Raw genomic sequence first — 14,240 nt, 5'->3', positions numbered from 1 at the left:
ATGATTTGGAGGAAACTAAGTGTGATTGAAATTATTGCAACAATAGAATCAACTGAACAAGCAAAACAATTATTAGATTTGGGTATCGACGGCTTGTATTTTGGTGAAGAACGATACGGATTACGTTTACCTCGTTATTTTTCTCGAGAAGAAATGCATGATTTGGTGACGTTAATTCACGAATATGGTAAGAAAGCACGTGTCTCGGTTAATGCGATTATGCACCCTGAGGATATGGAAGGGATGCCTGAATATTTAGCTTTTCTTGAAGAAATTGGTGTCGATGAAATTATCGTGGGTGATGCAGGCGTGATTTTTGTCTTACAACGAGATGGTTATCATTTACCATATATTTATGATACTGGGACAACTGTGACTAGTTCGCGTCAAATTAATTTTTGGGCGAAACGTGGTGCAAGCGGAGCCGTTTTAGCACGTGAAATTCCTTTTAAAGAGCTTGAATTATTAAGTCGTGATGCGACGATTCCAACTGAATTTTTAGTTTATGGAGCAACTTGTATTCATCAATCGAAACGTCCGTTGCTAGAAAATTACTTTTCATTTATCAAAACGGATCAACCAGTTGATAAAGAGCAAAATCTATTTATTACGGAACCTAAAGATGAAGATAGCCATTATTCAATTTTTGAGGATCGTCAAGGTACACATATTTTCCAAACGAATGATATTAATATGATGTTAGAGTTAGCTGAAGTGCATTCTGTCGGCTTAAATACTTGGAAATTAGATGGTATTTATACGCCAGGTGATGATTTTGTTAAGATTGCGGAGCAGTTTATCATCGCCAAGAATAAAATTATGAATAATGAGTGGTCAGTAGTTGATGCTGAAAAAGCAAATGAAGTAATTCATGCTTTACATCCGAAAAACAGAGGACTCGATCAAGGATTTTATTATTTAAATCCGGATGAAATTAGATAGGAGATACAAGATGACAACATTAAAAAGACCAGAAATATTAGCACCAGCTGGTACCTTGGAAAAATTAAAAGTTGCAATTCGTTATGGTGCCGATGCTGTTTACATTGGTGGAAATGCATTTGGACTTCGTAGTCGTGCTGGAAATTTTACTTATGAAGAAATGGAAGAAGCCGTGGCTTTTGCGCGCGAATATGGTGCGCATATCCATGTGGCTGCAAATATGGTAACACATGAAGGAGATGCAAAAGGGGCTGGCGAATTTTTCCGTCAGTTAAGAGATGTCGGCATCAATGCTGTTATTGTGTCAGACCCAGCATTGATTGAAATTTGTATTACAGAGGCGCCAGGCTTGCCTGTTCACTTATCAACTCAATCATCAGCGACTAACTTTGAAACACTAGAATTTTGGAAAAAAGAAGGGCTTGAACGCGTTGTATTGGGTCGTGAAGTTTCAATGGAAGAGGTTGCCGTTATTAGAGAAAATACTGATATTGAAATTGAAGCCTTTATCCATGGCGCGATGTGTATCTCTTACTCTGGCCGTTGTACTTTGTCGAATCATATGTCACAACGAGATGCTAACCGTGGCGGCTGTTCACAATCTTGTCGTTGGAAATATGGTTTGTTTGACTTACCTTTTGGTGAGGAAGCGCGTAGCTTAACTGATACGGGTGAAGTAAGTGAACCATTTTCAATGAGTGCTGTCGATATGTCAATGATTGAGCATATCCCGGATTTGATTCAAAATGGTGTGGATAGCTTTAAAATTGAGGGTCGCATGAAGTCAATTCACTATGTTTCAACGGTAGCAAATGTATATAAGGCCGCTGTTGATAGTTATATGGAAGATCCAGAAAACTATGTTTGCAAACAAGAATGGATTGATGAATTGTGGAAAGTAGCGCAACGTGAGTTAGCGACAGGTTTTTATTATCAAACGCCTTCAGAGGAAGAACAACTTTTTGGTAAGCGTCGTAAAATTCCAGTCTTTAAATTTATTGGCGAAGTCTTGGCTTATGATGCTGAGACTAAAATTGCTACCATTCAACAACGTAATCATTTCCGTTTAGGTGATGAAGTTGAATTTTATGGGCCTGGATTTAAACATTTTAATCAGACGTTGACTGAAATGTGGAATGAAGATGATGAGGCAATTGAGAAAGCACCAAATGCGATGATGATTGTTAAAATGCCTGTAGAACAACCAGTAGAACCTGGAGATATGATGCGTAAGAAAAAATAATAGGGAGCGTGTTAATAGTGCAACTATTTGATTATATTGTAATAGGCGGTGGCAGCGGCGGGATTGCCTCAGCTAATCGCGCTGGAATGCACGGTGCTAAAGTATTACTTATTGAAGGAAAAGAATTAGGTGGAACCTGTGTCAATGTGGGTTGTGTGCCTAAAAAAGTGATGTGGCAAGCGGCAGAAATGAAGCAAATGATTACTCGCGATGCAGCGGCATATGGACTTGAGGTAGAAGGTGTAAACGAAGACTTTACGAGTTTTAAAAAACGTCGTGACACATATATTGATCGCTTGCACGGTCTATATCAAAATGGCTTAGATTCAAATGGCGTGACGGTCATCAAAGGTTTTGCAAAATTTGTTGGCGAACATGAAGTAGAAGTGAATGGAAAAACTTATCAAGCACCACATATTTTGATTGCGAGTGGTGGTCGTATTGTCCGTCCGGAAATTGAAGGCAATCAATATGGTTTAGACTCAAATGGTTTCTTTGAAATGGAAACATTGCCTAAATCGGTAGCAGTCATTGGTGCTGGCTATATTGCGGTTGAAATTGCTGGTGTGATGAATGGCTTGGGTGTTGAGACTCATTTAGCATACCGGAAAGAAACTGTTTTGCGTAGTTTTGATGAGATGCTGTCGGAAGCTGTTGTTTCGATGTATACGAAACAAGGTATACAAATGCATTCAAATTCAATTCCTAAAAAAGTTGAAAAAGAAACTGATGGCTATGTTCTAACTTTTGAAAATGGTCAAAAATTAGTAGTTGAAGAAATTATTTGGGCGATTGGCCGCGAACCTTTTGTCGATCATTTAAATTTAGCTGCAACAACAGTCGAATTAACTGAATGTGGTGCAATTAAAGTTGATGCTTATCAAAATACGACACAAAAAGGTATTTATGCTGTTGGTGATGTGATTGATAAAGTGAATTTAACACCGGTTGCGATTGCTGCTGGACGTCGCCTATCTGAAAGATTATTTAATGGTCAAACAGATTTAAAACTAGAGTATCAATATATCCCAACGGTCGTTTTCTCTCATCCGACAATCGGAACAATTGGTTTAACGGAAAAAGAAGCGCGTGAAGAATTCGGTGACGAGGTTAAAATTTACACGTCTCGCTTCACACCAATGTACTATGCGATTACGGAAGAACGTGGTAAATGTGAGATGAAGTTAGTTTGTATTGGTAAGGATGAAAAAATTGTTGGTCTACACGGGATTGGTTTAGGGATGGATGAAATGTTACAAGGTTTTGCTGTCGCAATCAAAATGGGTGCAACAAAAGCTGATTTTGATAATACGGTCGCGATCCACCCAACGAGTGCGGAAGAGTTTGTGACAATGCGCTAATAACAATAATGATTATCAACTGATAATTATTAATTAGTTTTTGAAACAGAAGTCCGATTGGGGTATAATTAGTTTGTTAATATAATAATAAAGGAGGAAATACAATGGATATTTTATCACTTGCTAGATTTCAATTTGGTATGACAACAGTTTTTCACTTTTTCTTTGTGCCATTATCAATTGGTTTAGGTATTGCTATTGCCATTATGGAAACATTGTACGTCGTTAAAAAAGATGAAATCTACAAAGATATGACCAAGTTTTGGAGCAAAATCTTTTTACTAAGTTTTGCTGTTGGTGTTGTAACAGGGATTATTCAAGAGTTTCAATTTGGAATGAACTGGTCTGAGTACTCTCGTTTTATGGGAGATATTTTTGGTGCACCATTAGCGGTTGAAGCGTTGTTGGCCTTTTTCCTTGAATCAACTTTTATTGGTTTATGGATGTTTGGTTGGGACAAATTTAGTAAAAAATTACATTTGCTTTGTATTTGGTTAGTTGCAATTGGTTCAACAATTTCAGCACTATGGATTTTAGCAGCAAATGCATTTATGCAAAATCCAGTGGCTTACGAAATTGACGTTGAAGGTAATCGTGCCATTTTAACTAGTTTTTCAGGCTTACTAAAAAATCATCAATTATGGGCAGAGTTCCCACACGTGATTTTTGGTGCACTTGTAACAGGAGGATTTGTGATTGCAGGTTCTTCAGCATGGATGATGATGAAGAAAAAAGATTTACCGTTCTTCAGAAAATCAATTAAATTTGGTTTGATTTTAGGGTTAGTAGGTTCAATCTTAACTATGGGTGCAGGTCACTATCAAATGAACATGGTTGCTAAAGATCATCCAATGAAATTTGCGGCAATGGAAGGTATTTATGAAGATACCGAATCTCCTGCTCCGTGGACGATTATTTCAGGAATTGATACTAAGAATAAGAAAACAGATTGGGCAATTGAAGTGCCATATTTGCTGACTTTACTTGGTGGACAAGATAGTTATAAAGGAATGGACAATGTAAATAAAGATTTACACAAAGAACATGATAAACAATTTGGTAAGGACATGGACTATTATGTACCAGTTAAAACATTATTCTGGGGCTTCCGTTTTATGGCTGGCTTTGGAACTTTAATGGCACTTATGGCTGTGGTCGGCTTGTTCTTACTGAAAAATAATAAATTAGAAAAAATGAATTGGCTGCTTATTCTGTTTACAGCAGGAATTTTCTTCCCATTCATTTCAAATACAACAGGTTGGTTGATTACAGAACTAGGGCGTGCACCTTGGACTGTATATGGTCTGTTTACAATTGCAGATAGTGTATCTCCAGGTGTAACAGCTGGAAACTTACTATTTAGTAATATTATTTACTTCGGTTTATTCGCTGTCTTAGGCTTTGTAATGGTTGTAAAATCTAAACGAGCTATAGCCAAAGGCCCTTACTATGTGGATCAATCTGAAGCTAAAAAAGATGGTATCGATCCATTTGCGAAGGAGGTTTTCTAAAATGTCAACCTTAGAACTTTTATGGTTTATCATCATTGGTGTTTTATTCTCAGGATTCTTCTTTTTAGAAGGATTTGACTTTGGTGTTGGAATGGCAGTTAAGTTAATCGCGCGTAACAAACGTGAACGTGATCAAGTCATTGAATCAATTGGACCCGTTTGGGACGGTAATGAAGTGTGGTTGATTACAGCAGGTGGTGCGATGTTTGCATCATTTCCACACTGGTATGCGACACTGTTTAGTGGATTCTACATTATGTTATTAATGGTATTAGTTGGTTTGATTTTACGTGGTGTCTCATTCGAATTTAGAGCACATGCTAAAAATGCGCGTGAACGTAATATTTGGGAATGGACAATGTTTGTGGGTAGTATTTTACCGCCATTCTTTTTCGGTATGATTTTTATTGACGTCATTCAAGGTATGCCAATTGCTGAAAATAAAAATATTTTAACAGCTGGTTTTGGCGACTATGTCAACCTCTTCTCAATTGTTGGAGGAGTTGCTGTAACATTAATTTGTTTCTTGCATGGTTTGAATTATCTTCGTCTTAAAACAGCTGGTAATGTTCGCGAACGTTCACAAGCTTTGGCTAAAAAATTATATCCAGTATTGTTTGCTGGTTTAATTGTTTTTGCAATCCTTGCCTTCATTAAAACTGATTTCTTTGAATTAAGATTTGTAAGTTCATTGATTATCTTAATTTTAATTGTTGCCTTTGCAGGATTGTCTGCGTATGGTGCCTATAAAGATAAGGAATTACTTTCTTTCTTAGCGACAGGATTAGTTCTAGTTGGCATTGTTGTCTTTATCTTTAATGGACTATTTCCACGAGTGATGATTGCAAACGATGCGTCAATGAGCATTTTAATTGAACAAGCTGCAAACTCACCATATACACTTAAAACAATGACTATTGTAACGATCTGTATTTTACCATTTGTCTTGGCTTACCAAGGCTGGAGTTATTACGTCTTCTCAAAACGTATTCATGTTAGTAGATAAGGAGATGACCTAATTGATTGATAAGAAATTATTTCGAATTAATAAAATTAGGCCAATCTTAATAGGGCTTGCAGGGTTAGGTATCCTGCAAGCTTTATTAATTATTGGACAGGCCTATTTCCTCTCAAGAGGAATAAGTGCAGTTTGGAATGGTGCAACAGTATCTTCTCAATTAAAGAGAGTGGTATTGTTTTTTGTTTGCTTCTTTTTAAGGCAAGTACTCATCTTTATGAGAGATAAACTTTTAGATTCGTATGCTTACGAACAAGCGAAAATTTTAAGGCAAGAATTGTTAGCGAAAGTATTTAGACTAGGCCCTAATTTTGTCCAAAAGCAGGGTACTGGTAATATGGTGACAATGGCTATCGAGGGCGTCGCTCAAATTGAAAATTATTTAACCTTAATTTTGCCTAAATTAACAAACATGATGGTCATCCCCTGGGTGATTTTACTTTTTGTTTTTTTTGAAGATGTTCGGTCAGGTGTAGTCTTACTTTTAGTTTTTCCAATTATCATTATTTTTATGATTATTTTAGGCTACGCAGCACGCGCTAAAGCAGACCGCCAATATGAGGGTTATCAACGCTTAAGTAATCATTTTTTAGATTCTTTAAGGGGCATTGAAACATTAAAATTTCTAGGCCTAAGTAAACGTTATGAAAAAAATGTTTTTGAAGTGAGCGAAGACTATCGTAAAGCGACAATGAGTACATTGAAGGTGGCCATTTTATCAACTTTTGCTTTAGATTTTTTTACAACACTTTCAGTAGCAGTTGTTGCTGTATTTTTAGGTCTAAAATTATTGGAAGGTGACATTTTACTTGCTCCAGCTTTAACAGTTTTAGTTTTGGCTCCCGATTTCTTCTTACCATTACGTGACTTTTCGAGTGACTATCATGCAACATTAGATGGTGGTAATACGCTAAAATCAATTTTCAGTATTTTAGATGAGGAAGAATTTGTGGCACAAGAAGGACTTTCGCTAGAAAAAAATTGGCGTGAGTCAGACTCACTAACTTTAAAGCAAACTTCAGTTAAGTATGATTCAACAGCAACTCATCCGACACTAGATCAACTTGATTTTAGGTGGCAGGGCTCAGGAAAAATTGGCGTCGTCGGTTTATCAGGATCGGGTAAATCAACATTGATTAAATTGTTAGGCGGTTTCCTAGAGAGTACAACACCTTCAATGATGATTAACGAGCAACAAGTCTCTCATTTAAATTCAAAAGATTGGCAAGATAAAGTCTTATATGTCCCTCAGGATCCATATGTTTTCCATGCTAGTTTGCGAGAAAATGTCTCATTTTATCAACCTAATGCAAGCTTAGAGTTGGTAGAACGAGCAATTGAACGAGCGGGGTTAACTGAATTAGTTGCCGAACTTCCTAATGGTATTGAGACACTTATTGGTGAAGGCGGGCATAATTTAAGTGGTGGCCAATTCCAAAGAATTGCATTGGCACGGGCCTTTTTAGATGATGAACGTAATATTTTATTATTTGATGAACCAACAGCTCACTTGGATGTTGAAACAGAAGCTGAGCTTAAAGAAACAATGTTACCACTTTTTGACAATCGTTTAGTCTTTTTTGCAACACATCGTTTACATTGGATGCGTGAGATGGACTATATCATTGTGATGGAAGAAGGTAGAATTGTTGAACAAGGTACTTATGCAGAATTAAGAGCGAAACAAGGTGCTTACATGGCCTTCGTTAATGAGCTGAAGGGAGAGGGCTAATGAAACAATCACATTTACTACTTTCAAAAAATGATTATTGGGTGCGCCCGTATTTTAAAAAGTACAAAAAATTATTAGCATTAGTTTTATTTTTAGGTGTCCTAACTTTCTTCTCTGCTGGTGCATTAATGTTTACTTCAGGCTATTTAATTAGTAAATCCGCTACCAAACCCGAAAGTATTCTTTTAGTCTATGTGCCAATCGTTTTAACGCGTGCATTCGGAATCGCAAGGCCTACTTTTCGTTATATTGAGCGTTTAGGTAGCCATAACTGGGTATTGAGGATGACTTCGGATATCCGTTTAAAATTGTACCAAGCGCTTGAAAAAGATACGCAAAAACAAACTAAAGGTTATCAAAGCGGCAGCCTACTAGGAATGTTAGCTGAGGATATTGATCATATTCAAAATCTATACTTGCGGACAATTTTCCCAACCGTTATTTCATTTTTATTATATACAATAATCGTGATTGCACTAGGTTTCTTCTCGTTGCCTTTTGCTTTAATAATGTTGCTTCTAATGAGTAGTTTTTTAATCTTTCTACCATTGTTATCGTTAACTGTAAATCGTGCGCGCGTGTATCGTCGTAAAGAGTTACGCCATACTTTGTACAACGATTTAACAGATGCTGTGTTAGGAGTTGGCGATTGGCAATATAGTGGTCGCGAAGGAGAGTTTTTAACGCAATATAATGCAGCAGAACAAAAAGTTAGAACTGAAGATGAGCGTTTAAATCGTTATACGCGTTTTGAAAGTCTGGTTAAACAGTTTCTATTTGGTTTAGTCGTGGTCGCTCTTTTTGTTTGGGCAGGAAATTATTTTGCTGGTTTTGGTAATCAAGCGGCGTTGAATTGGATAGCAGCGTTTGTATTGTCTTTCTTCCCATTGATTGATGCTTTTGCGCCAATCAGTGATTCAATGCGTGAATTACCAATGTACGAGGATACTGTGCGTCGCTTAGATCAACTACCAAGAATTGAAGACAATGTAAACCAAAGTGGTGAAGAATTACTTAGTCCCAAAAATACGATTATTCAATTTAAGGATGTCAATTTTCAATATCATGAAGGACAACGTTTTATTTTGAACGATTTTTCTCTTACAATTCCAGAAGGTCAAATTTTGGCGATTCTAGGCAAGAGTGGCATGGGAAAAACAACACTGACTCAATTACTTCGTGGCGATTTAACAGCTACAAAAGGCTCAATTGAAATTGGAGAGATGTCAATTTATGATTTTGTGGGACGTCAATCTGAATTTATTGGTGTCTTAAATCAAAAACCACATTTATTTAACACCAATATGCTAAATAATATTCGCTTAGGGAACCTTGAAGCAACGGATGAAGAAGTTTATCATGCTGCTTGTTTAGCAGGCTTAAAAGAAGTAATTGATCGCTTACCAGAAGGACTGGAAACGTTAGTTGAAGAAAACGGCAAGCGATTCTCTGGTGGCGAACAGCAACGGATAGCGCTTGCAAGAATTTTACTACAAAATGTGCCAATTGTTATCATTGATGAACCGACAATCGGACTAGATCCGATCACTGAAAAAAAATTATTAGAGACAATCTTTGTTACCTTAAAAGGAAAAACAATTATTTGGATTACGCATCATTTAGTTGGAATTGATCATGCAGATCGAGTAATTTTTCTAGAAAATGGAAAAATAAAAATTGATGGAAAACCAGCAGAATTGAAGCGTGAGAACCATTATTATCAACATTTGTATCAATTAGACACGTATGAATAAAAGTTTTTTATAGACATCGTTATTGAATGGTGTCTTTTTTGTTTGTTTATAAACTTTACATATTAAGTAAAAAAGAGTATCATTAATATGATTGAAGATAAAATAGACTTGTTTACTGTTATTTTGATGAATAAAAATAGAAATAAGAGGGTTGGTTTGTTATTCAATAATTGAACTATTGGAGTTAGTTTAACGACCGCTTATGTATATATTGTGGAGTAAAAAATGAGAAATCAGATAAAATTTTAAGTAATGAATCTGGTTGAGATGGAGGCTTTAAAAAGATGGATTTAGATTGGAAAAATCAATTAGATAAACTACAATTAGAAACTGACGAATTACAATCTCAACTGAATAATAATCTAGTTGATGAGACAAGTAAAAAACAGCGATTGACTGAGACGCAATTTAATCAACCTTATGAATTTAGGGACACAAATTTTGACTCCATGTCAACTACACTTGAACCAAAGTCAGTTCTTAGTGAAAAAGAGGAATTACAAGAACAGATTTCGCATTTATTAAGACAAATGCGAAAAATGGACGAAGAACTAGCAAAACGTGAAATTGCGATTACTGGTCTTCAAAATGAAAAAACACAGCAAGAAACGAGTTACCGTCAATTGATGACTGAAACAGGTGAATTGCGCTCAACAATCGGAAGATATCAAGATTCAGAGTATCAAATGAAACAAAAGGCGGATTCAACGCAAGCAGAATTACAAAAATTACAATCTCAATTGAGTAAAATGAAATTAACTGATGTGGATGATTTATTATTCCAATTGAATAAAGTTGAAGAACAATTGTATCAACGTGAAAATGCTGTTCAACAATTACAATATAAATTATCAACACAAGAACAATATATGGAAAGTTTAAAAGCTGATTATCAACAATTGCAACAAAACTTTTCAGTTCAGTTGGACCAATTAACGGCTGAAAATAATAACCTTAAGAATAATATTATTCACTATCAAGAAAATGATTTGAAACTTCAACAAGAAAGACAAATTAGTCAAAATGAAATTCTTCAATTAAGAAATGAAGTGAGTCATTTATCTTCTGAAAATAAAGAAATTCAAAGTGCTTTTGAACAAAGTCAAGCATTGTTGGATCAATTAAAATCAGAATTGAATGCTGCAAATCAACAGGTTTCACGTCAATTGACAAAAGTGAAACAACTTGAAACAGAGAAAAAATTATTTGAAACTGAAACACGTGCTACCATTCAAGCTCTAATGAATGATAAAGAAGCATTGGAAATTGAAATTAAACGTCAACAAAAAGGCGAATCTGGCTATCAAGCTGAACAATTGAAGTTACGCAGTAAAATTAACGATTTGGAAGGCGAATTACGCGAGTCTAAATTGGAAAAACAACAACTTCAAAGTAAATGGCAAGAGCGCTTAGATTGGTTAGAACAAGAGAAAAAACAAGCAAAATTACAAGCTCAACAAGAAAGTTCAACATTTGTTTTTGAAAAACAAAAAGAAATCGAACAATTATCGGATCGTTTGACGCAACAACAAGAACTTGTAAACAGTATGTTAAGAACTCAAAAAGAAACGCAAACAAGCTGGCGTAATAATTATGAACAGTTAGAAGAAAACTATCGTAAAGCACGTCAACAAACTATGAAGTATGAAGAAGAATTGACAACATTGAAACGTTTGAATCAAAAACTTTCACGTCAACAAACAATGGAACATTTAAATACTGAAGATCCATCGCTATACCATACATCACTAACAAGTTTTGATAGTATTGAACCATCATATCTATCATCTGTTCAAATGCCACAACAAAATGTGGCACCGGTGATTCCTGAAGCACCAGTTGTACCGCCTACACCTCAAGTAGCGGTCCAACCACAAGTTCAAGTGGAACCAGAACCTGTTGTAGAACAAGTTGTTCAACAACCTGTCCAACAAGAAGTCCCTCAAGTTCCGGTTAAAGAACAACCAGCACCAAAAGAAGAAGTACAAGATGATTACGATGACTATGATGATTACGATGATGATGATAGTTACGATTATGACTATGATTATGACTATGACTACGATTATGATTACGACTATGATTATGATTATGACTATGATTATGACTACGATTATGACTATGATTATGGATACGATGAAGTCGACGATATCTTAGAATATCATTCTGATGGTATTGAAGATGAAATTGATGATTTATTAGATGACTTAGACAGCACGAAACGTGTCAAAGTTGCGCAAGAAATCTATGAAGTTTATGAAGATCAATTAGATGTCTTCAAGGATCGTTGGGACAATGCTGAATTTGAAACTGAAGAACAAAAAGAATTCAAAAAATGGGCAGAGCCAAAAGTTCGTCGTTTCGGACGCTTCTATCGCAATCTAGATGAAATGGTGACACCACCGAAATTATTCTCTAGAAAATATAAGATGGGCGAAGATGTGTACAATCGAGTGAAAGCTTATGCATTATTAAGCCGTCATATCGAAGAGTTAACAGGTAGTGACGATTAAAATTTATAATAAAAGACTTGATATGGAACACACATATCAAGTCTTTTTTGGCGTTTTTGTATAGGTCATTAATTTGGTTGTGATTGGCACAGTTAAGGTGATGCTAATGCCACTAATGAGGAGGCTCACCCACTCTGTCACAATCAGTTTGCTATTAATTAATTGTACGAACGAGTAATTGAGGTCAGAAATCCACATTAAAACAGCAAGCTGCCCACCGACGATGGTGAAAATAAGTGTGTTAAGTGTTGCACTTAGGACGTCTTTCCCAATAGTGATTCCAGAATTGTACCATTGTGTATTTGTTAGTTCTGGAGCATTTCTTTTCACTTCATCCATGGCAGATGTTATAGAGATGGCGACATCATTAACAGCCCCGATAACGCTCATAATGAGGACAGCGACACTAATCGAAATATAAGAGGTGCCAATTTCTAAAGAGTATATATCCATTTCGGTTAATTCCTCGAGTGGTAAACCCTGTAAATGCATTTTATAAACAGCAAAGAAAAGTAGTCCGACAAGTAATGCTGTTACAAAAGTACTACTTATAAAAGCAACTTTGGTGTTTTTTGAAACACCATTGATGAAAAATAGATTAATGCTACTAATCGCTAAACTCGTTATAAAAGTTAGCGCTAAAACGGAATAACCTTTACGAATCAAGATCACACTAACAAACATAATAAAGATATTGATAGCGAGTGCACAGAGAGCACTGATACCACGTGCTCCGCCAATTTTATACATTAAAGCTGTGAAAACAACGAGGAGTGCAAAATTAACGGTCATTACTGAATCCTCCTTATAGTTCAATTATTGTAGTTAATACATAAATCGTGAGTGGAATCGTCAAGATGATACCTATACAGCCAACGAGAGCACGTGTGATTTCAAGGGATAGTGTAATTGAAAAGGTGTAAGTGAAGGACATATTGTTTTTCAAAAAGATAATAATCAAAGGAATTGCGCCACTTAAATAAGAAAAAACCATGATATTTGTCATTGGCCCTAATATTTCTTGTCCAATTGTTTGTCCAGCTTGTGTAAGTTCTTTCTTTGAAATCAGTGGTTTTTGTTCTTTGATTTCAAAAAGAGCGGATGAGATTGTCATCGCAATATCCATCACACCTCCAAGAGACCCAATGAGTAAACTGGTCAAGAAAATGAGGTGTGGTGGCCTTGTTACAAGTTCCATCTCTTCATAATGTAAACCACGATGATTTAATAGTGTGATGACTAACCAGCCTACGAAAAAAGTTGCGTAGGTGCAAATGATACTGGTTAAAATAGTGACTTTTGTTTTTGAATGATATCCATTTGAGATGATCATACTTAAAGCAATCATTAAAGGAATCATTACAATAAAGATTGGGAGTAATAATCCATCCGCTAATTTTTCAGATGTTAGTAGTATCCCTGTTAGAATAATGCCGTTGATGACCGTACTTGTGAACATTCTAATGCCACTAGTGTGGGCAACGAGTAATAATAAAATCATAAAACTAAAGGTTAAAACTATTAAGAGGGTATCACGTTTAAAGTCGATTATTGTGAGATCTGATTCAGATAGTTTTACAAATAGGACATCATTCTTATTGATTTTTTGATGTGTGATTTGAGATTCTGAGTATTGATAATCAGTCTGAATGATTTGTCCCTTTTTCGTCCCGTTTTTAATTAGCAGTTCTAACTTTTGAGAAAAGTGCTTTTCCGTATTTGAATGAGCATCGTTTTTTTCGTCTATTTGCTTTGTTTGCACTGTTTGAACAGTGGCGATCGTTTGCTGATAAAGTGAGTAGTTCAAGGAGCAGAACGTTAAAATACTAGCAATAGCGAGTAAAAAAATGGCTCCGAATAATTTTTGCTTTGACATTTGTTTCATCGTTAACCTCCTAACGTATCTGGTTCATATTATAAGGAAGTGTGAACGAAGGTGCAACTTGTGCTAAGTTCTCAGTTTGACATTTAGCGCTTTCAATGCAATAATGGGCGCTGACAGTGAAAATAAAATTTAGTCATCATCATAAAGGGGAGCTTTAACCGGCTGAGAATGAACGTAAAGGTTCTAAACCCTCCAACCTGATCTCGTTAGGACGAGCGTAGGGATTGTGATGGAATGATTTAACATTCCTCTTTATTTTTGATTTCTAAATAAAAATAAAA

At 35.8% G+C, this 14,240-nt stretch carries 10 protein-coding genes and 1 riboswitch; of the genes, 8 read left to right on the top strand and 2 right to left on the bottom strand.

All coding sequences use genetic code 11. The annotated features are described in order from the left end of the window. The first annotated feature begins 21 nt into the window (after positions 1–21). The 8 genes from ESZ54_RS10040 to ESZ54_RS10005 all read left to right on the top strand — a co-directional run bounded on the left by ESZ54_RS10040 (position 22) and on the right by ESZ54_RS10005 (position 12,074). Positions 22–942: a peptidase U32 family protein gene (locus ESZ54_RS10040; protein ID WP_136137542.1), complete on the top strand. Its 921-nt coding sequence runs from the start codon at positions 22–24 to the stop codon at positions 940–942. Between the two features lie 10 nt (positions 943–952). Further along, entirely contained in the window at positions 953–2,185 is a 1,233-nt protein-coding gene (locus ESZ54_RS10035; protein ID WP_162615163.1) for a peptidase U32 family protein, read from the top strand. A gap of 17 nt (positions 2,186–2,202) precedes the next feature. After that, on the top strand, positions 2,203–3,546 hold the full coding sequence (gene gor / locus ESZ54_RS10030; protein WP_136137540.1) for a glutathione-disulfide reductase: 1,344 nt from the start codon (positions 2,203–2,205) through the stop codon (positions 3,544–3,546). A gap of 104 nt (positions 3,547–3,650) precedes the next feature. Beyond that, positions 3,651–5,057, top strand: a complete 1,407-nt coding sequence (locus ESZ54_RS10025; RefSeq protein WP_136137539.1) for a cytochrome ubiquinol oxidase subunit I — start codon at positions 3,651–3,653, stop codon at positions 5,055–5,057. 1 nt (position 5,058) lies between these two features. Further along, entirely contained in the window at positions 5,059–6,063 is a 1,005-nt protein-coding gene (cydB, locus tag ESZ54_RS10020; protein ID WP_136137538.1) for a cytochrome d ubiquinol oxidase subunit II, read from the top strand. A gap of 13 nt (positions 6,064–6,076) precedes the next feature. Next, complete coding sequence (gene cydD, locus ESZ54_RS10015; RefSeq protein ID WP_136137537.1) at positions 6,077–7,807, top strand: thiol reductant ABC exporter subunit CydD; 1,731 nt, start codon at positions 6,077–6,079, stop codon at positions 7,805–7,807. After that, positions 7,807–9,561 carry a thiol reductant ABC exporter subunit CydC gene (gene cydC / locus ESZ54_RS10010; protein WP_136137536.1) on the top strand — a complete coding sequence of 585 codons (1,755 nt, stop codon included), beginning with the start codon at positions 7,807–7,809 and terminating at the stop codon, positions 9,559–9,561. Before cydD ends, cydC begins: the two co-directional genes overlap by 1 nt. Positions 9,562–9,845: 284 nt before the next feature. Further along, complete coding sequence (locus ESZ54_RS10005; RefSeq protein ID WP_136137535.1) at positions 9,846–12,074, top strand: coiled-coil domain-containing protein; 2,229 nt, start codon at positions 9,846–9,848, stop codon at positions 12,072–12,074. 36 nt (positions 12,075–12,110) lie between these two features. Here the strand turns inward: ESZ54_RS10005 and ESZ54_RS10000 are convergent, their stop codons facing one another. Together ESZ54_RS10000 and ESZ54_RS09995 are read right to left on the bottom strand one after the other, a co-directional pair. Next, complete coding sequence (locus tag ESZ54_RS10000; RefSeq protein ID WP_136137534.1) at positions 12,111–12,866, bottom strand: YibE/F family protein; 756 nt, start codon at positions 12,864–12,866, stop codon at positions 12,111–12,113. A 13-nt stretch (positions 12,867–12,879) separates the two neighbouring features. Beyond that, positions 12,880–13,959: a YibE/F family protein gene (locus tag ESZ54_RS09995; protein ID WP_136137533.1), complete on the bottom strand. Its 1,080-nt coding sequence runs from the start codon at positions 13,957–13,959 to the stop codon at positions 12,880–12,882. Between the two features lie 135 nt (positions 13,960–14,094). After that, a riboswitch (TPP riboswitch) is annotated at positions 14,095–14,200 on the top strand. Positions 14,201–14,240: the final 40 nt, after the last annotated feature.

It is taken from the genome of Vagococcus silagei (genome assembly GCF_004795745.1).
In the GTDB taxonomy this organism is placed as follows: Bacteria; Bacillota; Bacilli; order Lactobacillales; family Vagococcaceae; genus Vagococcus; species Vagococcus silagei.
This window is presented reverse-complemented; position numbering and strand designations above follow the sequence as displayed.

Bases quoted from the DNA above. Each gene is read 5' to 3' on its own strand.
- ESZ54_RS10035 (WP_162615163.1), top strand. From the start codon at position 953: ATGACAACATTAAAAAGACCAGAAATATTAGCACCAGCTGGTACCTTG.
- ESZ54_RS09995 (WP_136137533.1), bottom strand. From the start codon at position 13,959: ATGAAACAAATGTCAAAGCAAAAATTATTCGGAGCCATTTTTTTACTC.
- ESZ54_RS10000 (WP_136137534.1), bottom strand. From the start codon at position 12,866: ATGACCGTTAATTTTGCACTCCTCGTTGTTTTCACAGCTTTAATGTAT.
- ESZ54_RS10005 (WP_136137535.1), top strand. From the start codon at position 9,846: ATGGATTTAGATTGGAAAAATCAATTAGATAAACTACAATTAGAAACT.
- ESZ54_RS10025 (WP_136137539.1), top strand. From the start codon at position 3,651: ATGGATATTTTATCACTTGCTAGATTTCAATTTGGTATGACAACAGTT.
- cydC (WP_136137536.1), top strand. From the start codon at position 7,807: ATGAAACAATCACATTTACTACTTTCAAAAAATGATTATTGGGTGCGC.
- cydB (WP_136137538.1), top strand. From the start codon at position 5,059: ATGTCAACCTTAGAACTTTTATGGTTTATCATCATTGGTGTTTTATTC.